The organism is Dokdonella sp. (assembly GCF_035703485.1).
Classification (GTDB): Bacteria; Pseudomonadota; Gammaproteobacteria; order Xanthomonadales; family Rhodanobacteraceae; genus Dokdonella.
The window spans coordinates 1-20216 of sequence record NZ_DASSYD010000195.1; the positions used below are offsets into that span (position 1 = coordinate 1).

22 protein-coding genes are annotated in these 20216 nt (G+C 58.3%); 4 read left to right on the forward strand and 18 right to left on the reverse strand.

Annotated features, from left to right (window positions below; translation table 11 throughout):
- Positions 1-185: 185 nt before the first annotated feature.
- On the forward strand, positions 186-671 hold the full coding sequence (locus VFN25_RS14790) for a hypothetical protein (protein ID WP_325143257.1): 486 nt from the start codon (positions 186-188) through the stop codon (positions 669-671).
- On the opposite strand, the gene VFN25_RS14795 is transcribed toward VFN25_RS14790, so the two are convergent.
- The 9 genes from VFN25_RS14795 to VFN25_RS14835 form a co-directional block, all read right to left on the reverse strand.
- On the reverse strand, positions 657-1664 hold the full coding sequence (locus VFN25_RS14795; protein ID WP_325143259.1) for a PIG-L family deacetylase: 1008 nt from the start codon (positions 1662-1664) through the stop codon (positions 657-659). The genes VFN25_RS14790 and VFN25_RS14795 overlap by 15 nt on opposite strands.
- Before the next feature lie 87 nt (positions 1665-1751).
- On the reverse strand, positions 1752-3032 hold the full coding sequence (locus VFN25_RS14800; protein ID WP_325143297.1) for a glutamate-5-semialdehyde dehydrogenase: 1281 nt from the start codon (positions 3030-3032) through the stop codon (positions 1752-1754).
- 10 nt (positions 3033-3042) lie between these two features.
- Positions 3043-4203: a glutamate 5-kinase gene (proB, locus tag VFN25_RS14805; RefSeq protein WP_325143261.1), complete on the reverse strand. Its 1161-nt coding sequence runs from the start codon at positions 4201-4203 to the stop codon at positions 3043-3045.
- 53 nt (positions 4204-4256) lie between these two features.
- The gene (locus VFN25_RS14810; protein WP_325143264.1) at positions 4257-5549 is read right to left on the reverse strand and encodes an argininosuccinate lyase; all 1293 of its coding nucleotides are present in this window, start codon (positions 5547-5549) and stop codon (positions 4257-4259) included.
- A complete protein-coding gene (argC, locus tag VFN25_RS14815; protein ID WP_325143266.1) occupies positions 5546-6520 on the reverse strand; it encodes an N-acetyl-gamma-glutamyl-phosphate reductase in 975 nt (324 codons plus the stop codon). Before argC ends, VFN25_RS14810 begins: the two co-directional genes overlap by 4 nt.
- Positions 6517-7854: an acetylglutamate kinase gene (locus VFN25_RS14820; protein WP_325143268.1), complete on the reverse strand. Its 1338-nt coding sequence runs from the start codon at positions 7852-7854 to the stop codon at positions 6517-6519. Before VFN25_RS14820 ends, argC begins: the two co-directional genes overlap by 4 nt.
- Positions 7847-8938 (reverse strand): acetylornithine deacetylase, encoded by a 1092-nt coding sequence (locus VFN25_RS14825; RefSeq protein ID WP_325143270.1) that lies wholly within the window; start codon positions 8936-8938, stop codon positions 7847-7849. The genes VFN25_RS14820 and VFN25_RS14825 overlap by 8 nt, the downstream gene beginning before the upstream one ends.
- Positions 8935-10182 carry an argininosuccinate synthase gene (locus VFN25_RS14830; protein WP_325143272.1) on the reverse strand — a complete coding sequence of 416 codons (1248 nt, stop codon included), beginning with the start codon at positions 10180-10182 and terminating at the stop codon, positions 8935-8937. Before VFN25_RS14830 ends, VFN25_RS14825 begins: the two co-directional genes overlap by 4 nt.
- Positions 10183-10244: 62 nt before the next feature.
- Complete coding sequence (locus VFN25_RS14835; RefSeq protein WP_325143274.1) at positions 10245-11270, reverse strand: N-acetylornithine carbamoyltransferase; 1026 nt, start codon at positions 11268-11270, stop codon at positions 10245-10247.
- On the opposite strand from VFN25_RS14835, the gene VFN25_RS14840 reads away from it, so the two are divergent.
- The gene (locus tag VFN25_RS14840; protein ID WP_325143276.1) at positions 11256-11603 is read left to right on the forward strand and encodes a hypothetical protein; all 348 of its coding nucleotides are present in this window, start codon (positions 11256-11258) and stop codon (positions 11601-11603) included. The genes VFN25_RS14835 and VFN25_RS14840 overlap by 15 nt on opposite strands.
- Before the next feature lie 52 nt (positions 11604-11655).
- On the opposite strand, the gene VFN25_RS14845 is transcribed toward VFN25_RS14840, so the two are convergent.
- The gene (locus VFN25_RS14845; RefSeq protein ID WP_325143278.1) at positions 11656-12210 is read right to left on the reverse strand and encodes a glycine zipper 2TM domain-containing protein; all 555 of its coding nucleotides are present in this window, start codon (positions 12208-12210) and stop codon (positions 11656-11658) included.
- Positions 12211-12442: 232 nt separating this feature from the next.
- On the opposite strand from VFN25_RS14845, the gene cysS reads away from it, so the two are divergent.
- Together cysS and VFN25_RS14855 are read left to right on the forward strand one after the other, a co-directional pair.
- Positions 12443-13849, forward strand: coding sequence for a cysteine--tRNA ligase (gene cysS, locus VFN25_RS14850; RefSeq protein WP_325143280.1), 1407 nt, complete (start codon positions 12443-12445; stop codon positions 13847-13849).
- 79 nt (positions 13850-13928) lie between these two features.
- Positions 13929-14384 carry a SufE family protein gene (locus VFN25_RS14855; protein ID WP_325143281.1) on the forward strand — a complete coding sequence of 152 codons (456 nt, stop codon included), beginning with the start codon at positions 13929-13931 and terminating at the stop codon, positions 14382-14384.
- A gap of 95 nt (positions 14385-14479) precedes the next feature.
- Here the strand turns inward: VFN25_RS14855 and VFN25_RS14860 are convergent, their stop codons facing one another.
- The 8 genes from VFN25_RS14860 to VFN25_RS14895 all read right to left on the reverse strand — a co-directional run.
- On the reverse strand, positions 14480-15856 hold the full coding sequence (locus VFN25_RS14860; RefSeq protein ID WP_325143283.1) for a class II 3-deoxy-7-phosphoheptulonate synthase: 1377 nt from the start codon (positions 15854-15856) through the stop codon (positions 14480-14482).
- A gap of 60 nt (positions 15857-15916) precedes the next feature.
- Positions 15917-16408, reverse strand: a complete 492-nt coding sequence (locus tag VFN25_RS14865) for a disulfide bond formation protein B (RefSeq protein ID WP_325143286.1) — start codon at positions 16406-16408, stop codon at positions 15917-15919.
- A gap of 185 nt (positions 16409-16593) precedes the next feature.
- On the reverse strand, positions 16594-16977 hold the full coding sequence (gene rplQ / locus VFN25_RS14870; protein ID WP_325143288.1) for a 50S ribosomal protein L17: 384 nt from the start codon (positions 16975-16977) through the stop codon (positions 16594-16596).
- A 292-nt stretch (positions 16978-17269) separates the two neighbouring features.
- Complete coding sequence (locus VFN25_RS14875; protein WP_325143290.1) at positions 17270-18265, reverse strand: DNA-directed RNA polymerase subunit alpha; 996 nt, start codon at positions 18263-18265, stop codon at positions 17270-17272.
- A gap of 28 nt (positions 18266-18293) precedes the next feature.
- Positions 18294-18920 carry a 30S ribosomal protein S4 gene (rpsD, locus tag VFN25_RS14880; RefSeq protein ID WP_325143292.1) on the reverse strand — a complete coding sequence of 209 codons (627 nt, stop codon included), beginning with the start codon at positions 18918-18920 and terminating at the stop codon, positions 18294-18296.
- Positions 18921-18931: 11 nt separating this feature from the next.
- The gene (gene rpsK, locus VFN25_RS14885; protein WP_325143294.1) at positions 18932-19321 is read right to left on the reverse strand and encodes a 30S ribosomal protein S11; all 390 of its coding nucleotides are present in this window, start codon (positions 19319-19321) and stop codon (positions 18932-18934) included.
- A gap of 18 nt (positions 19322-19339) precedes the next feature.
- Positions 19340-19696, reverse strand: a complete 357-nt coding sequence (gene rpsM, locus VFN25_RS14890; RefSeq protein ID WP_325143295.1) for a 30S ribosomal protein S13 — start codon at positions 19694-19696, stop codon at positions 19340-19342.
- A gap of 135 nt (positions 19697-19831) precedes the next feature.
- The coding region (locus VFN25_RS14895) for a preprotein translocase subunit SecY (RefSeq protein WP_414648977.1) at positions 19832-20216 on the reverse strand (385 nt) is incomplete at its 5' end.

Here is a 20216-nt window from a genome sequence, read left to right on the forward strand (position 1 = left end):
ACGGAAAATTGAGTTCGATGGTGGCTCCACTTGACGGTCGATTCCCATCTGGCCTGATGACCACCTTGTTGTAAAATCACGGCTTCCCGCGTCTGACCGACAAGGTCGTTCGCGCATCAGAAGCCTCACCCTGAGACAGGAACTGCATGGGTCGGCATTCATCGGCCCTATCATCAGGTGCAATCGTGAAACTCTCGTTCACCAAGGGCAGCGGCAAGTTTGACCAGATGACGATTCATCGCGATGGCGTAGTCGAACGCATCGATTGCCCGAAGCAGCGCATCATTCCCCACGACATGGTGCACTTTGCCGTGGAAAGCACCTTGCACAAGCGTGGCTCTCTTGGTCGCGTTCGTGATGGCGAGCCAGCATCTTTCAGGATGACTGCCGAAGCGGAAAGCGATGGCGTAGAGCGACTGGTCGAGGTGTTCCAGGGCGATGCCTGGTCGGGAGGCAACAGTGCGGCAGCGGAGATGCTTGAGCTTTATGAGATCACCTGTCGTGCCCGCGATTGTCCAACACTGCCCGTCACCGCCGATGATGTTTCTGCAATTCGTGACTGTATCAACGCACTCGATTTTCAATGGCAATCACTGGCGGCTGGCCAGTCGATCGACTTGGTGCTTCAACAGCCTGATAAGGCAACGCTGATCGAGTCAATCGACACGTAACCAGCCGCTTGCGTCGTAGATATAGAGGCGCGAACCGAGCCGCTCGATCTTCGCGAAAACAAGCTCGAGCGGCTCTTTGCTCGACAGCCTGATTTTTAGCTGCCCAGCGGAACGCTGCAGTTGCAGGCCGAGCGAACCGTGGTCGGCTGAGGCGATCGCCAGGTCCGCGTTGTCGATGCTGCCCGGCAATGGCAGGCTGGCGCGAATCAGACGCGCTCCCGTCTTAACGATCAGGTACAACGCGCGTCCATGCAGGTGAGCGATGGAATGCGCGTACGCCATCTGCCATTCGCGATGATTCGCGTTGGCGGCGTCTATCGCTCGACATTCGCTGGATTCGAAACGTTCGCAACGTCGCCCTATCCTGGCCATGCGTTTGCCGCTCAAAACCAGTTGACTGGCATGAGCCTGGAGGGCGAACTGCTTTTTTTGCGCCTGATGCTCGTTCGCCGGAAGGGTCATCCAATTTCCATCCGCGGAAGGTCCGTGGACGACAAATCCGAGTCGGCGGCAATCGGCAAACGCAGTCCGCGCGATGGCCAGCTCCAGCATCACGCGCAAGGCGCTGTGATCGGGATGAAGGTCGGCCAGCGCAGGCGCCACCAGGACAGTCGGCGCAAAATCCTCGATTTCGGCGGCCAGCTCATCCTCGCATTGCGAATTGCTCATCAGCATTCGGCTGAGCGCCTGATCGGGCCAGCCAAAATGACGGATATCCTGCGCGGCGACACCGAGCCGACTGAGCGCCGTGATTGCTTCTGCGCGTCGGCGTGCACCCCAGCGTTGCCGCGCTTGCGCACTGATGCTCCAGCGCTTCTCGATCCAGCGTTGTGGCCATGGATTGTCGTCACCATCGGTGACTATGACAACGCGAACCGAGGCCCCGGCGGCCAAGGCCATCTGGATCAGATTGCCGGTCGCCAGTGTCTCGTCGTCCGGGTGCGGGACGACGACCAGCAAGCGACTGTTGTCCAGATCCACACCTTGGGTCATAGCGCACCACTCTGCGAAACCGAATTTCGGACCCGCAAGCAATATGCGGTTGCACAGACTAGCGGAAAATCCGCGGCATACACTGAATCAATTCGTGGCGCTGGCCGCTGCGGTTGTGCTGAGTCCGTGACGGACCTGGCCTTCGCCACGCAGTACATAACGCTCGATGGTCAGCGCATCGATGCCCATTGGCCCGTAGGCGTGCAGGCGCGTAGTCGAAATGCCGATCTCGGCGCCAAGCCCGAGCTCACCGCCGTCGCTGAAGCGCGATGAGGTATTGACCATGACCACGGCCGAGCGCAGTGCGGAAACGAACTTCTCCGCAACATCAGCATCCGATGTGGCAATGACTTCGGTGTGATCAGAGGCGTACTGGCGGATGTGCGCGATCGCGGTATCCAGATCGTCGACGATGCGTATCGCGATGATCAGATCAAGATACTCGGCGGCGAAGTCTTCATCAGTGGCCGCTGGCATGTCGGCAACCAGCGCGCGTGAACGCTCGCAGCCCCGCATCTCGACCTTGTGCGAGGCCAGCGCTGCAGCCGCACGCGGCAGGAAGGCTTCGGCGACATCCTTGTGCACGAGCAGGGTTTCCAGCGAATTGCAGGCGCTCGGTCGACTGACCTTGCCATCGATCAACAGATTAAGCGCGAGATCGAGATCGGCGCTCTTGTCGACATACAAATGACAGACGCCCTTGTAATGCTTGATCACAGGCACCCGTGCATGTTCGGCGACAAAACGGATCAGGCCTTCGCCGCCACGCGGGATAGCCAGATCGACGATGTCGGTAAGTTGCAGCAGTTCGACCATGGTTTCGCGACGCAGGTCTTCAATCAGGATCAGGGCGGCCGCCGGCACGCCCGCCTCGACCAGCGACTGCTGGAGCAGGCCGGCCAGCGCGCGATTGGAATGGATCGCCTCGGAGCCACCGCGCAGGATCACGCCATTGCCAGCCTTGAGGCATAACGCAGCAGCATCGACGGTGACGTTCGGACGTGCCTCGTAGATCATCGCGATGACGCCGAGCGGCACACGCACACGCTCGACGAGCACGCCGTTCGGGCGCGTGTCACGTTGAGTCACCTGACCGACCGGATCGGCGAGCTCAGCTACCTCACGCAGGCCACGCGAAATACCTGCGATTCGATCCGCGTTGAGGCGCAATCGATCGAGCATGGCCGAGCCGATACCACGATGTTCGGCCTGGGACATGTCCAGTTTGTTCGCGTCAAGAATCAGATCCACGCTGGCATCGATGCGTTCGGCCATTGCAACGAGCATCGAACGTTTCGCATCGGCGGAGAGGGCGGCAACGGCTATCGCGGCTTCGCGGCACTGCAAGGCAGCGGCTTTCATATCCAAAGGCATAATTTCATCCTGTAACCATGTCATCACGGTGAACGACGCTTTCGCCGTAGTGATAGCCGAGAATTGATTCGATATCGCGCGTGTGACGGCGCGCGATTCGGCGGATATCCACGGCCGAGTATTGAGTCAGGCCACGACCGACCATGCGGTCACCGCCTTCGATATTGCAGATGATTTCGATCATGTCGCCGCGCGCGAATTCGCCGAGCGCTCCGACAATTCCGAGTGGGAGCAGCGAAGCACCACTGCCCCTGAGAGCGCGCGCTGCGCCGTCGTCGATAAGGATGGCACCCGGAGCCAGCGGAACATGGCGCAACCAGTACTTGCGCGCCGTCATGCGCTTGCGGTTCGAGCCGAGGCGTGAGCCATGCAACTTGCCCTCGGCAAGCAATCCCACCGTCTGCGCATTGGTGCCATTGAAAAGGATCGTCTCGATCCCGGCTTTGGCAGCCTTGATCGCCGCCTCCAGCTTGGTCTGCATGCCACCCGTGCCGGATGCCGAACCGGCACCACCCGCCATATCCATGCTGGCCTTGGTAATTGTTGGCAATTGCAGGATTGGCTCAGCTTCCGGATTGACGCGCGGATTGGCTGTGTACAGGCCATCAATATCGGTCGCGATCAGCAGAAGATCGGCATCGGCCAGCGCGGCGACAATGGCGGCGAGATTGTCGTTGTCGCCCATGCGCAGTTCGTCGACGGATACCGTGTCGTTCTCGTTGACGATCGGCAGCGCACCGACACGGAGGAGTTCCACCAGGGTCATGCGCGCCTTCAGGTAACGGCGTCGATTGCGCAGGTCATCGTGGGTCAACAGGACTTGCGCGACCGGACGTTCAATCAAGCGTTGCCATAGGCCGATCATCTCAACCTGGCCAAGTGCCGCAAGCGCCTGTCGCTCGGCCATCGCGGCACCGAATCGCGGTTGTTTGGAAACGATCGTGCGACCTGCGGCGACCGCGCCGGACGAAACGATGATGACCTCACGACCCTGGGCATGACTGGCCGCCACAAAGCGCGCAAGGCCAAGCACGTGGTCGGGATCAAGCCCGGTTCCATCAGCGGCGAGCAGACTGCTGCCAACCTTCAAGACGGCTCGACGCCATTCGGGTAGCGGTTGCTCTTCGAAGCGATGGGTTGAAATAGCCTTTGCAGCGTTGTTCATCAAACGTTTCCGTGGACGACAATTGAATCGTCATTCAATTTTGGTTGTGAAATTCAGCGCAACCCGGCGAGGCGATCACGCAACTCATCGAGACGAAGATCGGCGCCCGATCCCGGTGAAGTGCGCGCAGCAAGACTGGATTCCGGGCTGCGACCCTGGCCGGCTTCACTCGCAGTGTCAGCAGCGGCACGATAGGCATCGCGAAAGGGGACACCGGAAATTGCCGCCTCGATGGCAACATCGGTTGCATACATGGATGGCTCGATCGCGGCACGCATCTTCGCCGCGTTCCATTCAAGCTGTTCCAGTAGATCGGGCAGCAAGGCCAGCGCATCGAGTCCACGATGGAAACCGTGGAAGATCGAACCCTTGCTGGCTTGAACATCGCGCTGATACCCAGTCGGCAATGATAACAGTTGTTCGATTTCCGTGCGCGCTGCGGCGACACTGGCGTAGCTTGCGCGCATCAGTTCGATGACATCCGGGTTGCGCTTGTTGGGCATGATCGAACTGCCTGTGGTGTATTGCGCCGGCAGGTTCACGAAGCCGAATTCGGCGGTCGTAAACAGTGAAAGATCCCAGGCCAGACGACGCAAATCGAGTAGTGAGGCGCCAAGCGTGTCGAGCGCGGCCATCTCGAACTTTCCACGCGAAAGCTGGGTATAGATCGGGCTGATCTGCATGCGCGCGAAGCCGAGCCTGGTCGTCGTCTGCTCGCGATCCAGCTTGAGATTGACGCCGTAGCCGGCTGCGGTTCCCAGCGGATTGGCATCGATCAAATCAAAGGTCTGGCGTGCGCGCCAGGCGTTGTCAATGAACGCTTCGGCAAAGGCTGCGAACCACATGGCCGTGGAGGAAACGACGGCGCGCTGCAGATGCGTATAGCCCGGCATCGGCAATACATCACGCTCAGCCCGATAGATGCAGACGTTGGCCACCGCAGCGCAGATCGAAGAAAGCTCAAGCAGCTTTGATTTCAGCCACAGGCGGCTTGCAACCAGCACCTGGTCGTTGCGACTGCGGCCACTGTGGACCTTGCCCCCGGTATCGCCAAGGCGCTCGATCAGGCGCGCCTCGATCGCCGAATGACCATCCTCGAAGCGATCATCGAGGACGAATGTGCCCGTGCGGAAATCATCTCCAAGCAGTGCCAGTTCACGACTCAGGTCCGAGCACTCCTGCTGGTTGAGAATGCCGATGCGCGCCAGCCCTTCGACATGCGCCGTGCTTGCCTCGATATCGAAGAGGAAGAACTCGCGATCGAGGATGACATCGTCGCCAGCGAGGAAACGCATGATGCGTGCATCGGTCTGAATGCCTGACTTCTGCCACAAAAGATCACTCATGCGTTTTCCTCCGTTGATTTTGCTGCCGGCAAGATACCGCTCAATTCATCAAAGCCCATGGCCAGATTGAGGTTTTGCATGACCTGGGTCGCGGCACCCTTGAGCAGGTTGTCCAGGGTGGCAACAACAACGACACGCTTGCCCCCCGGCGCGAGGCTGAAGCCGCCGATTTCGGCATGCTGCTTGCCTGCAATTCTGCTCACCCAGGGCGCTTCATCGATGATCTTCACAAGCGCCTCATGTGCATAGAATTTCTCATAGCACGCGACGATTTCCTCACGCTTCATCGGGCGCTGCAGCCATAAATTGACCGTCATCGTGATGCCGCGGAAATGCGCTGTGACATGCGGCATGAATTCGATCGAGAATCCAAGGTGACGTGAAACTTCGCGCTCGTGAACATGGTCGACCAGCGAATAGGGGATCAGATTGTCGCGCAGCTTTTCCGGATCATTCTTGTCCGAGGGCGAGGTGCCTGCCCCTGAATATCCGGAAACGCCGAAACACTGCGGGGGTCCGGCCAGGCATTCGCTCAATGGCGAGATCGCCAGTTGCATTGCGGTCGCATAGCAACCCGGATTGCTGATGTGATGCTGCCCGGCGTAGCTCATACGGGTCAGTTCGGGCAGGCCGTAGTACCAGGTCTCATCAAATCGATGGTCGGCCGAAAGATCGATAATGACGGCATCCTTTTCACCCGCATCGATCGCCTTCACGAATGCTCCGGCGGCGCCATTCGGCAAGGCCAGCAGGACTGCATCGGCTTGCCGATCTGCAACTGCAGGCGCATCCAGCGATTCGAAGCGCAAGTCGCCATCAAAGCCATCGACATGATCCTTGACTGGCTTGCCTTCCAGTTCTCGCGAGGAGACATAGGCGAGATCGAGGCCTTCATGTGCTGCAATCAGGCGAATCAGTTCGGCTCCGGTATGTCCACGCGCGCCGACGATTCCGACGGTTTTTCTGCTCATGCTGCACACCCTTTCCGCTCAAGCAGCGTCGCCGGCCGCGCCCGGCAGTGTTCGACGCATTGCTCGACTTCGGCAAACCGCGCAATGCCGTACCAGAACACTTTCCACTGATCCACCTTGTAGCATCCATCCGATTCGGCGTAGTAGAACGGATTGACCGGATTGCCCTCGCGGGAGCGCCAGAACAATTTAGGATTCTCCTCGCGCATGACCTGCCAGACGGCGCGTCCAAGGCCCTCACCCTGGGCATCGTCGAGTACGGCGAATTTGTCGAGATAGGTGAATCCACCCTCTTCAAGCAGGATCAGAGCGGCACGATAATTTTCGCTGACATAGGCACGAAACAATCGAGTGCGCTCGAAGTAATCGTCGACCAGGCTGCGCGAGAAGCTTGATTCGATCAGCTGGCGAAGTCGCGCAAGGTCAAATTGATCCCAGCAATCCGATGACAGAACCTTCTCGCCACGCCGGATCAGGGTTCCCGATCCCTTGTGGGTGAACAATTCCTTGGCCAGCTCCGCCGGCTGGGTAATCGAAACCGACGAGGTCAGTGGCAGGCGATCGAGCAGATTCTTGATTTGTTCGATCTTCACGCGCATGCCCGAATGCAACCAGGGTTGCGCGAGCAGGTGTTCATACTCGGTCGAGAGGTTGATCGAATCGATAACCCGATCGTCCCCGTCAAGCAACCCACCGGTACCGGTAAGGAAGATGATCTTGTACGGCTGCAACACCTGAACAAGTTCGTTGGCGGCAAAATCGGCATTGATGTTGAGGATCTGGCCCCCTGCGGTCTCACCCATGCTGGCAATGACAGGAATCGAGCCGGCATGCAGGCTGGCCTCGATCGGCGCAAGGTTGACCGCACAAATACGCCCGACCAGTCCGAGCCCGATGCGATCAAGATAGTCCGCCTCGAACACACCGGAAACGATCGATGTCGCCCGCGTATTGCTCTGCTGCAGTGCTTCGACGAGCTTGAGATTCTGCGCCTGGAAGACGCGGCGCACGATCGCGAGCGCTTCGGGCCGGGTTACCCGCAGTCCGTTGACGGTCTGTTTTTCTATGCCCTCCGCGGCAAGCTCGTCATCGAGCTGTGGCCCGGCACCATGCACGACGATCGGAGTCAGGCCAACTTCCTGCAGGAAGGCCAGCGAGGAGGTCAATGCATCGAGATCGTCACGCAATACGGCACCGCCGACCTTGACCACGGCAAAGCGCTTTGCGTCGACCTGCGAGAAGCGCTTGAGGTACTGCGAAATCTCCTTCGCGCTGGCCATGCTCGAAAGCAGGCGCACGATGGTCTGTCGGGTTTGCCGGGTCGCGCTATTCATGAATGATCCTGGTTACCGATTCTGCATAGGTTTTCAGTTGATCGAGAGCGACCCACTCATCGGCGGAATGGGCTTGCGCGATGTCGCCGGGGCCATAGACCAGGGCCGTGTATCCGGCTTGCGAGAACAATGAGGCCTCCGTCCAGAAATCGACCGCATTGCCAATCGGCAGATCGTATTCGTCAGCCACATCGCGCGCGGCCAGACGTCGACCTTCGGCGTCGGCAATCGCACCGGACGGAAGGCTCGGGCCGCGAAAGGTTTCGGCGAATTCAGCGGCGTGCGGTTCTGCAAATTTATTTAATGTATCAAGCAGCGCATCGACTTCGGTCGATGGCAACGGTCGGAAACCGAAACGCAGCTCGGCCGCCGGCGCAATCATGTTGGCCTTGATGCCACCTTCGATACGGCCAATGTTGAAACGCAATCCGGTCAGTCCGCCGAAACGTTCGTGGGCAAGTGAGTCGACATGCCCCAACGCCTTGTTGCCCCAGCGGATTGCCTGATGCAAGGCACTGTCGGCGTCCGATTGTCGGGCCGAGGCATGCCCGGCGGTTCCGGCGAAACGCATCAGTACCGAACTGATACCACGATGTGCGAGTACCGCTTGTGCCTGGGTGGGCTCGGCAACCAGCACCGCTTCATAGGGAATGCCACGGGCGAGGAACGCCGCGATGCAGCGCGGATCGTTGGCTTCCTCATCGGAGGAAAACAGGAAACCCGCATCACCCTCGGCGAGATTCGCCGCAGCAACCAGTGCGGCTGCGGCACCCTTGATGTCGCAAGCGCCGAGGCCGATCGCGCGATCCCCGGTCACACGCAACTCAAAAGGACTTGCGGACCAGGCTGGCGAATCCGGGACGGTATCGAGGTGCACGTTGAAAAGAACCCTGGGCTTGCCTCGCCGCGCATGCAGGCTGACTGCGCCGGCACCATGATCCGTCACCTCGATATCGAATCCCGGCAAGTTGCGCCGCAGGTAGTCGAAGATTCCGCCAGTATTGATCACCCGTGGCGGATTGCGCGTATCGAATGCAACCAGGGCACGCAGGTGTTCAAGCGTCGAGGCAAGCAGTTCGCTCATGTGTCCGCTTCCCGGTTCACTTCGGCCCACAGCGTCGAACTCATTCCGTACAGGTGGATGAAACCTTCGGCTTCGGCCACGCCCCAGTCCGCCGACTGCGCGTAGGTTGCTCCCTTGGCGTTGAGAATATGTGGCGAGCTGAGTGCCACCGCGTGAACGGTACCGCCCTGCGTTTCAAGCACCACTTCACCGTTGAAGCAGCGCTGGCTGCTATTGAGAAATGCCTCAAGATCGGTTTTCAGCGGATCATGGAAAAAACCTTCGTAGACGAGCTCGACCCACTGTTTGGCGACGATTGGCTTGAATCGGTTCTGCGCCTTGGACAACACCGCTTCCTCGAGCGCACGATGAGCGGTGAGCAATGCGATCAAGCCCGGTGCTTCGTACAGGATGCGGCCTTTGAGACCAATGGTTGTATCGCCGGTGTAGATACCGCGACCGACACCATAGGCAGCGAACAGCTTGTTCAATCGAGCCAGCAGGATGTGGCCCGGCAAGGCCTCGCCGTCGAGCTTGATGGCTTCGCCATGGGCGAATGTCAGCGTTACCCTCAAGGCACTTGATGGCCATTCCGCGCGCGGCGCGCACCAGCCGCGCGCACCGTCGCCGGGTGCTTCCCAACGATCGATTTCGCCGCCGGACATGGTCAGGCCGAGCAAATTTTCATTGATCGTGTAGGCCTTTTGCTTCGCCCGCACTCCGAAGCCGCGATCTTCAAGGTATTTCTGCTCGTAGGCGCGAACTTCAGCATGTTCCTTCTGGATCTCGCGGATTGGCGCAATGATTTCGTAATCGCCGAGTGCCTTGACGGTCAGGTCGAAACGTACCTGGTCATTCCCCATTCCAGTGCAACCGTGGGCGATCAGCCGCGTACCGAGTTCGCTGGCGCGTTTGAGAGCCGCTTCGACGATCAGGTAGCGATCCGAAACGAGCAACGGGTACTGAGCCTGGTAGCCCTCACCAGCTTGCACGAACGGTTTGACGAAACCCTTCCAGATCGCCGGGCCACCATCGACAGTGAGGTGACTCGCCGCACCCAGTTCCGCCGCACGCGCCTCGATGAAGCCCCGCTCTTCATCATCGACACCGCCGGTGTCGGCGAACACGGTATGCACGGCGTAGCCGCGCTCCTGCAGCCAGGGAATGCAAAAGCTGGTGTCGAGGCCGCCTGAGAACGCAAGGACGATGTCCTTGCGTTCGGAAGTGGGGAGCGGGGAGTGGGGAGTGGGAAAAGCTGATGACATTAGGATTCCTGGATGCTGACAAAGGTGAACAATGTGGGCTACGAGTCGCTTTTGCCGACTCCCTACTCCCCACTCCCCACTCCCGGCCTCGCTAACGAGGCCATCAACGCCTTCTGCACATGCAGGCGATTCTCGGCCTCATCGATGGCAATGCAGGAGGGCGAGTCCATCACCGCATCGGTGGCTTTGACGTTGCGCCGCAAGGGCAGGCAATGGCTGAACAAGCCCTTGTTGGTCAGCGCCATCTTGGCTTCGTCGACGATGAAGTGCTGGTGGGCGTCGCGGATCGGCTTTTCCTGATCCCAGCGGCCGAAATACGGGATCGCGCCCCAACTCTTGGCATAGACCACATCGGCGTCACGGTAGGCACTTTCGATATCATGGCTGATGGTCAGACTGCCGCCGTTTTCGGCGACATTCTGGCGAGCGAACTCCATGTAGCGCGGATCGAGCAGGTACTCCTCGGTCGGACACAACAAGGTCACGTCCATGCCGTAGCGCGTAGCGATCTGCAAGGCCGAATTGGCGACAGCGGTGTTCAGCGGTTTCGGGTGGCAGGTCCAGGTCAGGACATACTTTCTGCGTTTCAGATCCGTGCCGAGGTGCTGCTGCAAAGCCATGATGTGGGCCAGTTCCTGACACGGATGGGTGATCGTTTCCATGTTGATCACCGGCACGGTCGCGTGTTTCGCAAATGCCTTGATCACGCGATCTTCACGATCAACCGACCAGTCCTGGAATTTCGGGAATGCGCGCACACCGATCAGTTCCACGTAGCGACTCAATACCCGTGCCACCTCAGCAATGTGTTCCTCGGTTTCGCCATCCATCACCGAGCCGACTTCGAACTCGATCGGCCAGGCATCCTTGCCCGGCGCAAGCACAATCGCCTTGCCACCGAGTTGGTGCGCGCCGAGCTCGAAACTGGTCCGCGTACGCATCGAGGGATTGAAGAACAGCAAGGCAATCGACTTGCCTTGCAAGGCGTCGCCAAGTTTCGATTGCCGGTAGGCTCTGGCCTGATCAAGCAGGTCATCCAGCTCACTACGACTCCAGTCCTGAGTGCTCAGAAAATGTCGGTTATTCATTTGTTCCCCTACAGAAATCGGATACAACGGCCCCTGTCTTGCAACAGGGTTGCCATCCATGGCAATACCCCTGCGTGCTCCTGCATTGCAGGGATACATGCCATCCATGGCAATAAAAAACCCGGCTCGATGGCCGGGTTTTCGTCGAAAAATGAAACGTGCGACAGCTACCTGGCCGAATTGAGAGGCATCGGTCGGCGCGCACGCGAAGTCATTCCAGCTGCCATGCGGGCGCTGGTCAGGACATTGGCGATGGCGAAAGGGCTGTTCATCAGACGACTGACGTTATCCGCATTCCTGTCGCAGCGCAACAAAAAAATTCGCCGCGCGTGAACCTCCGGAGCGATACCTGACCACCCCCGCACTGGATTGATCATCAAGATGCCTATTCGGCCGGCGTCACACTGATGCGCACACGCATGCGCTCGCCCGGATCGTAGTCGAGGTGTGACATGTAGACATCGCCCCGATACCGATACTGAACGTCGTAGCCGACGATCCGTCGCTCGCTGTAGCTCTCGCTGACCGTACGGCAATTCGTCTGTGTTTCTGAATAATAGCGATCATCGCGACGCGCCTGGTTGTTGCCAATCGCGCCACCGATCACGGCACCGGCCACGGTCGCGGCCTTGCGCCCATCACCCTTGCCAACCTGATTGCCAAGAGCGCCACCGACGATGGCGCCGATGACCGTGCCTGCGGTGTTGTTGCCGCGCGTGTCATAGCGATGATCGACGTTGCTGTCATAGCACTCCTCGCGAGGACGGCTGCTGACGATGTTGCCGTAGACAGGATCAACGCGAAGCACGTCAGCCCAAGCCAGGCGGCTGTTGTCGATGGCTCGATCATCGCCGTAACCACGATCCTGGCTCCACGCCAGATTGACGCAGGCAACGGCCATGCCGACCGAGAAGCCAAACATCAGGATTTTCTTGCCCATCTCTCAACTCTCCAAATCGGGGTGGTGGCATTCCGCTGCAGATCTGTCTGGATCCTGTCTTGTTTTCCGCATCAGTATCGATACGGCGCACGGACGCCACGATGTGGGTGAAATTACAACACAGGCTTACTGAATGTTGACCCAAGAATCCGACAGGTTTCAGCTCCGAGCCGGACCGGTTCATGGGCTGTTATGATCGCCGGTCGCTCTACTGTTCATAAACATCGACACCATGAAGCTGCGCCTGCACAACACCATGACCCGACGCACCGAAGCGTTCGTTCCTTTGGATCCCGAGCGGATCACGATGTACGTTTGCGGGCCTACGGTCTACAACTACATCCATGTCGGAAATGCCCGCCCTGCCGTTGTTTTCGGCCTGCTTGCCCGCCTTCTGCGACGCAACTACGGTAACCTGGTCTACGCGCGCAACATCACCGATGTCGACGACAAGATCAACGCCGCCGCGAGTGAAGCAGGCACCCCCATTTCGGCCATCACAGCTCGCTATGCACAGGCTTACCACGAAGACCTCGCCCGGCTAGGTGTCGATCCGCCAGATGTGATCCCGCACGCTACCGCGCACATGGCTGAAATCATCCTGATGTGTGAACGCCTGATCGCCAGCGGTCATGCCTATGTGGCCGAGGGGCACGTACTTTTCGAGGTTGCGCAATTCGCGGACTACGGCAAGCTGTCTGGCCGCTCGACAGAGGACATGCTGGCCGGCGCACGCATCGATGTCGCGCCTTACAAGAAAAGTCCCGGCGACTTTGTCCTGTGGAAGCCCTCGACAGAGGATCTTCCAGGCTGGGACAGCCCGTGGGGACGTGGACGGCCGGGTTGGCATATCGAATGCTCGGCGATGGCTGCAGCACATCTTGGCGAAACCATCGACATCCATGCCGGCGGCAATGATTTGCTGTTTCCGCATCATGAGAACGAGGTCGCACAAAGCACCTGCGCGCACGGAGGCAAGACGTTTGCCCGCTACTGGCTGCACAACGGCATGCTGACGTTTGGCGGCAAGAAGATGTCGAAATCACTCGGCAATGTCATGATTTTGCACGAACTGCTCGATAAGTATCCCGCTGAAGTACTGCGCTTCCTGCTTCTTCGCGCGCACTACCGGCAACCACTGGATTGGTCGGACAACACCCTCACGCAAGCGCGGGCGACGCTGGATGGCTGGTATGGCGTGTTGCGTGATCGCAGCGATGTCAAGGTGAATACAGCCGAGGAGTTCGTGCCTGAGGAATTCGAGGCGGCATTGTGCGACGACATCAACACGCCGGCAGCCTTCGCCGTACTCTCCCGGCTCGCTGATGCGGCGCGCCAGGCGCGTTCAGATGCTGATCGACACCAAACCAAGGCTGCCCTGCTCGGCGCGGCTCATCTGATCGGCTTGTTGCATGAGGATGCTGATGCATGGTTCCAGCAATTCGAATCTGGCCAGACCGTCGATGCCGCATGGGTAGAGGGGTTGCTCAACGAACGCCAGTCTGCGCGCGCCTCGAAAGACTTTGCCCGCGCCGACCAGATCCGCAAGGAGCTTGCCGAGCGCAATATCATCATTGAAGACGGTGCCGGAGGTGCACGCTGGAAAGTCGTTTCTCCGGGCGATTCTTCCACCGGATGATTCGATCGCGCGAGCGATCACCATCAGCGGCTGTGCGCCTTGACTGGAAACTGCCGTCGACGCCCACAGGTAAGGATGCATGAACGACAACACAGACAGCACGGCGAATCCGCAATCCGAATCCAGCGCTGAACTCGCGCAGCTTGCGATCGCCGAGGAATTCGGCTTTTTCAGTGACTGGACCGAGCGCTACCAGTACCTGATCGATCTCGGCCGCAAACTGCCCACATTTCCGGAGAAATGGCGAACCGACGCCAACAAGGTGCATGGTTGCCAATCCCAGGTCTGGTTGGTCTCGAACGACGACGCCGAGCACATGGAACTGCATGCCATCAGCGACTCATCGATTGTTTCCGGTCTGATCGCCCTGCTCCTTCGCGTCTATTCGGGGCGTTCGGCCAGCGAGATACTCAATACCGAACCGCGCTTTATCGAAGCCATCGGACTGGCCAAGCATTTATCGCCAACGCGCTCGAATGGTCTCGCGGCGATGCTGGCCAGGATCAAACACCATGCGGCGTCTGTAGCCGAATAAGCCTGTGGTCTTGCCGGATGGCGGTGGGCTCAGCGTGAGCGAGAGAGACCTCAAACAATCACTGAACCCGCCAGCAATTCACACGAATACGGCGCTCAACCGGCATCCCCGCGCTTGCGTACGATGAGCATGGCGAGCTCCAGCGATTGCTCGTAGTTCAGACGCGGATCGACCGATGACTTGTACGCACGCGACAGGTCTGATTCGGTCAGATCGCGCGCACCACCCATGCATTCAGTGACGTTCTCTCCGGTCAGTTCCAGATGAACGCCACCCAGCCGCGTGCCCGCCTCGGCGTGGATATCGAATACCTGATCAAGCTCGTTTCGGATGTTCTCGAATCTTCGCGTCTTGACGCCACTTCCAAGAGATTCGGTGTTGCCATGCATCGGATCGCAGCACCACAGGACCTTGCGTCCGGCAGCCTTCACCGCCTTCAACAACGGCGGCAGCGACTTGGCCACATGCTTGGATCCCATGCGGTGAATCAGGGTCAGTCGACCGGGTTCATTGTCAGGATCGAGAACATCAATCAGGCGCAGCAACTGATCAGGCTGGGTCGATACGCCTACCTTGACCCCGATCGGATTGCGGATTCCCCGGCAATACTCGACATGCGCGCCATCGATATCGGCGGTACGCATGCCGATCCACGGAAAATGAGTGGACAGATTGAACCAGCCCCAATGACGAGGTACTTGCCGGGTCATCGCCTCTTCGTAATGCAACAGCAAGGCTTCATGTGACGTATGGAAATCGACACGCTGAAATTCCGCTACCGAGCTCCCGGCCAGAGTTTCCATGAAGCGTAGCGAATTGCCGATCGACTCAACCATCTGACGGTATTCAACTTGCAAAGGCGAGTGCTCTACCCAGGCCAGATCCCAATATTCAGGGTGATGCAAATCGGCAAAACCCCCGTCAATCAACGCACGAACGAAGTTCATCGTCATCGCCGAACGCGCATGACCCTTGATCAGACGATACGGGTCGGCGCGACGTGACTCTGGATCAAACTTTGGCGCATTGACGATGTCGCCGCGATAGCTTGGCAAGGTCACGCCATCGCGGGTTTCGGTGTCTGCGGATCGCGGTTTGGCGTACTGGCCGGCAAATCGACCAACGCGCACGATCGGCAGCTTGAGGCCATGGGTCAGCACCAGGCTCATTTGCAACATGACCTTGAGCCGGTTGGAGATCAGCGGCGAAGTGCAGTCGTCGAAACTCTCGGCGCAATCGCCCCCTTGCAGTAGAAAGCGCTTGCCTTCCGCCGCATCGGCGAGCAGTCCTCGAAGCGCGAGAATTTCCCAGGATGTGACGAGCGGTGGAAGCTCCGAGAGCTTGTCAAATACGCTCGCAAATTCGGCCGGATCCTCGTAGGTGGGTTGCTGGATCGCCGGTTTCTGGCGCCAAGACGCAACTGACCAGTTTTCAGGTTCGCGGACCGGAACGATATTGCGCTCGTGTTTCATTGGCTCTCTCACATGCTGCACTGCGGCAAGCATAATGCCATAGCCAATCGCCGAGCGAAATCAGCCGCGACGGAAGCCCGCCCACAGCGCTGCGAAAAACAGCACGACAAAGCAGAGAAAGACCCAGGCAGGCATGGCCAGACCAAGAAAGGTCCAGTCGATTACACCACAGTCCTGATCGCGGATAAAAATCGTCTTGAGGAATTTGAGCGAATCGAAATTGCCCAAGGCATATTCAAACGACGGTGCGCAGCCATCAAGCTGCTCGGGAGGAAGGTTTTGCAGATAGACGTGGCGCGCTGCGATGTAGCCGCCGCCCACGGCAAACAGGGCAGTCAGCAACCCGTATACACGAGCACCGAAGCGGCCAGGTCCATGCAATGCGGCAATCAAAGCAACCAATCCAACCGCGCAAACGAAAACTCGTTGAACCATGCACAGCATGCAAGGTTCGTAGTGCTGCACGTACTGTGCAAACAATGCGTAGCCCATCAACAGTGCGCTTGCGCAGGCGATCATCAAAAATATCTTGCGTGACGAAACACGAATCATGGTGATACCTCGCAACGTTGATGAAGATGCAGTCCATTATGACCAACTGAACACAAGACGGTTCCCGCGAATCACGTCTGCAGCAAGAATATCCAGCTGCATTCCGAAGTGACCTGAAACGCGCTCCCCGAAAGCAAAAAAGCCCCGTCAAAAACGGGGCTTTTTCAATGAGCAGATGACGGCGCTCAATCCTCGGCGGCAACCGCAGCCTGCGGACGGTCAAGCAACTCGACATAAGCCATTGGCGCATTGTCACCAACGCGGAATCCGCACTTGAGGATGCGCAAATAACCGCCCTTGCGCTCGCGAAAGCGCGGGCCGAGTTCGACAAACAGCTTGCCTACTGCCTGCTTGTCACGCAAACGTGCGAATGCGAGTCGACGATTGGCAACGCCATCCGTTTTGGCCAGCGTGATCAATGGCTCGGCAACGCGACGCAGTTCCTTCGCCTTCGGCAACGTGGTGCGGATCAACTCATGCTTGAACAGGGACGCGGCCATGTTCTTGAACATCGCTTCGCGATGGCTGCTGGTGCGATTGAGTTTGCGACCGGATTTCTGGTGGCGCATGGTGTGTTCTCACTATATCTATTGTTATGAAAAGTCGGCGCCTACGTCCGACTCCCCGCGGTTGCCCGCTATTATTAGCCCCAACAAAGAGGCTTGTTTTCATACACCCCAACGGAGCAGTAGCTCTCATTAAGAGTGCGGCCACGGATGGCCGCTTCTGATGCACGAGCAGTGCGCTATTCGCACACCGCCGTTTTCCTGCTACAAAGCGATCATGGACGATCGCACAAATAACCAAGAGCAATACCCGAGTTGCGGCTAAGCCGCGATCAAGGGCGATCGCACTAAAAAATCAACCCAGTTGCATGCCGTGCGAGATCCCCGGCGGCGGCCAGGACTCAAGCTTCATGCCAAGGGAAAGTCCGCGCTGACCCAAAACGTCTTTGATTTCGGTCAACGACTTCTTGCCCAGATTCGGTGTCTTCAGCAACTCGACTTCGGTTTTCTGCACGAGATCGCCGATGTAATAAATGCTCTCGGCCTTGAGGCAGTTCGCCGAACGAACGGTCAATTCGAGGTCATCGATCGGACGCAGAAGAACTGGATCGACTCCGTTCTTGTCCGTAGTCGCATCAGCACTCTCGCGGCGAGTGAAATCGCCAAAGATCGAGATCTGATCCTGAAGGATTTCCGCCGCCTTGCGAACCGCTTCTTCGGCATCAATCGCGCCATTGGTATCGATTTCAAGCACGAGCTTGTCAAGATCGGTGCGCTGCTCAAGACGCGCGCTATCGACCTGATAGGCAACACGACGAACCGGGCAGAACGAGGCATCGAGGGGCAAACGCCCGATTGGACGTGCTTCCTCATCCGGAAGGTGACGCGAAACGGCTGGCTGATAGCCAACGCCACGCTCGACCTTCAGGCGCATGTTGAGTGCGATGTCCTTGGTCAGATGGCAGATCACATGCTCGGGATTGACGATCTCGACAGAGTGATCAAGGGTAATATCGCCAGCCGTGACAACACCTTTGCCCTTCTTGCTCAGGGTCAATGTGGCTTCGTCATGACCGTGCATGCGGATGGCGATGTCCTTGATGTTGAGCAGGACTTCAATCACATCCTCCTGCAAACCCTCAAGCGTGGTGTATTCGTGAAGTACGTTGTCGATCTCGACCTCGGTAATGGCACAACCGGGGATTGAGGACAACAGCACACGACGGAGCGCATTACCGAGAGTGTGGCCGAAACCACGCTCCAACGGCTCGACCACGACTTTTGCGTGATTGAGGTCCATACGCTCGACTTGGATGCCGCGAGGGCGCAGCACATTGGTGGATCCTGCCATGAACAGGGACTCCGAAAGTTGCGGTGAATTACTTCGAGTAAAGCTCGATGATCAGGCTCTCGTTGATATCCGAGGGTAGATCCGAGCGCTCTGGCAGCGACTTGAAAATGCCGCTGAACTTCTTCGCGTCGACCTCGACCCAAGTTGGAACCAGATCCATCTCCTGCGAGACGGTCATCGATTCCTGGACGCGCAGCTGACTACGTGCGCTCTCGGTGAGAGAAATCTCGTCGCCCGGCCGAACCTGGAAGGAAGGCAGATTGACGCGCTTGCCATTCACCGAAATTGCGCGGTGAGCAACAAGCTGACGAGCCTGGGCACGCGTTACTGCGAAACCCATGCGATAGGTGACATTGTCGAGGCGTGCTTCCAGCTGGCGCAACAGGTTTTCACCGGTATTGCCCTTCTGTGTCGTCGCCTTGACGTAGTACTTGTGGAACTGACGCTCAAGCAAGCCATACATGCGCTTGACCTTTTGCTTTTCGCGCAGCTGTACGCCGTAGTCGGACAGGCGACCCTTGCGGGCTGCTCCGTGTTGACCAGGCTTCTGCTCCAGCTTGCACTTCGAATCAATCGCGCGCGCCGGGCTCTTGAGACTGAGATCAGTGCCTTCGCGCCGAGCCAGTTTGCAGGTGGGACCGATATAACGAGCCATGTACGTATCCTTTAGACGCGACGCTTCTTCGGCGGACGGCATCCGTTGTGCGGAATGGGTGTCACGTCGATGATGTTGGTAACTTTGAAGCCGACATTGTTCAGCGAACGAACCGACGATTCGCGCCCCGGGCCTGGGCCCTTGATGCGTACTTCGATCGTCTTTACGCCATACTCGGCCGCAACTCGCGCAGCCTTTTCCGCTGCAACCTGGGCTGCAAACGGCGTTGACTTGCGCGAACCGCGAAACCCGGCTCCACCAGCAGTAGCCCAGGAGAGGGCGTTGCCTTGGCGATCGGTAATCGTGATGACGGTGTTATTGAACGAAGCTTGCACGTGACAGATTGCATCCGTCACAACACGCTTGATCTTCTTCTTCGGTTTGGAGGCCGGTTTATTCATGATTCGCTTCCGGGCAGATTATTTTCTGATCGCACGGCGCGGCCCCTTGCGGGTACGAGCGTTGGTGCGTGTACGCTGGCCGCGCATCGGCAGGCCACGGCGATGACGCAAGCCGCGATAGCAACCGAGGTCCATCAGGCGCTTGATCGCGATACCCACTTCGCGACGCAAGTCACCCTCGACCGTATATTTTGCAATTTCGTGACGGATCTTCTCGACTTCCGCCTCGGTGAGATCCTTGATCTTGGTCGACGGCGCAATACCTGCGTCCTGACAGACCTTCTTTGATCGCGAACGACCGATCCCGAAAATGTTTTGCAGCCCGATCACAGTATGTTTCTGGACCGGAAGATTGACACCCGCAATGCGCGCCATGTTTGAATGTCTCCGAAAGAACTAAATGCGCAGTGAACTTCGTATTCTATCTGTTATCGAGGGAAACTAAAACCCCCCTCGACGCCTGTCGACACCACCTGCGGGAAGTGTCTACAGCAGCCCTTGACCAGACTCTCAGCGACCTTTGAGGTTCGCCTTCTTGAGCAGGCTTTCATACTGATGTGAAACCAGGTGTGCCTGGATCTGTGACGTAAAGTCCATGACCACGACGACCACGATCAGCAGCGACGTTCCACCGAAGTAGAACGGCACGTGCCAGGCGTTGCGCAGCAAATCAGGCACCAGACACACCGCAACCAGATACACGGCACCAATGCCGGTCAAGCGGGTCATCACACCATCGATATACTCGGCTGTCGCCTTGCCCGGTCGAATCCCCGGAATCAGCGCACCCGAACGCTTCAAGTTGTCTGCGGTTTCCTGTGAATTGAAAACCAACGCGGTATAGAAGAAGGCAAAGATTGCGATCATCAATCCGTAAATGAACATATGCAGCGGC

Bases quoted from the DNA above. Each gene is read 5' to 3' on its own strand.
- VFN25_RS14875 (WP_325143290.1), bottom strand. From the start codon at position 18,265: ATGGCAGGATCCACCAATGTGCTGCGCCCTCGCGGCATCCAAGTCGAG.
- proB (WP_325143261.1), bottom strand. From the start codon at position 4,203: ATGAACAACGCTGCAAAGGCTATTTCAACCCATCGCTTCGAAGAGCAA.
- VFN25_RS14795 (WP_325143259.1), bottom strand. From the start codon at position 1,664: ATGACCCAAGGTGTGGATCTGGACAACAGTCGCTTGCTGGTCGTCGTC.
- rpsD (WP_325143292.1), bottom strand. From the start codon at position 18,920: ATGGCTCGTTATATCGGTCCCACCTGCAAACTGGCTCGGCGCGAAGGC.
- rpsK (WP_325143294.1), bottom strand. From the start codon at position 19,321: ATGAATAAACCGGCCTCCAAACCGAAGAAGAAGATCAAGCGTGTTGTG.
- VFN25_RS14830 (WP_325143272.1), bottom strand. From the start codon at position 10,182: ATGTCATCAGCTTTTCCCACTCCCCACTCCCCGCTCCCCACTTCCGAA.
- argC (WP_325143266.1), bottom strand. From the start codon at position 6,520: ATGAGCAGAAAAACCGTCGGAATCGTCGGCGCGCGTGGACATACCGGA.
- rpsM (WP_325143295.1), bottom strand. From the start codon at position 19,696: ATGGCGCGCATTGCGGGTGTCAATCTTCCGGTCCAGAAACATACTGTG.
- VFN25_RS14860 (WP_325143283.1), bottom strand. From the start codon at position 15,856: ATGAAACACGAGCGCAATATCGTTCCGGTCCGCGAACCTGAAAACTGG.
- cysS (WP_325143280.1), top strand. From the start codon at position 12,443: ATGAAGCTGCGCCTGCACAACACCATGACCCGACGCACCGAAGCGTTC.
- VFN25_RS14840 (WP_325143276.1), top strand. From the start codon at position 11,256: ATGTCGGTTATTCATTTGTTCCCCTACAGAAATCGGATACAACGGCCC.
- VFN25_RS14820 (WP_325143268.1), bottom strand. From the start codon at position 7,854: ATGAATAGCGCGACCCGGCAAACCCGACAGACCATCGTGCGCCTGCTT.
- VFN25_RS14855 (WP_325143281.1), top strand. From the start codon at position 13,929: ATGAACGACAACACAGACAGCACGGCGAATCCGCAATCCGAATCCAGC.
- VFN25_RS14835 (WP_325143274.1), bottom strand. From the start codon at position 11,270: ATGAATAACCGACATTTTCTGAGCACTCAGGACTGGAGTCGTAGTGAG.
- VFN25_RS14865 (WP_325143286.1), bottom strand. From the start codon at position 16,408: ATGATTCGTGTTTCGTCACGCAAGATATTTTTGATGATCGCCTGCGCA.
- rplQ (WP_325143288.1), bottom strand. From the start codon at position 16,977: ATGCGCCACCAGAAATCCGGTCGCAAACTCAATCGCACCAGCAGCCAT.
- VFN25_RS14810 (WP_325143264.1), bottom strand. From the start codon at position 5,549: ATGAGTGATCTTTTGTGGCAGAAGTCAGGCATTCAGACCGATGCACGC.
- VFN25_RS14825 (WP_325143270.1), bottom strand. From the start codon at position 8,938: ATGAGCGAACTGCTTGCCTCGACGCTTGAACACCTGCGTGCCCTGGTT.
- VFN25_RS14845 (WP_325143278.1), bottom strand. From the start codon at position 12,210: ATGGGCAAGAAAATCCTGATGTTTGGCTTCTCGGTCGGCATGGCCGTT.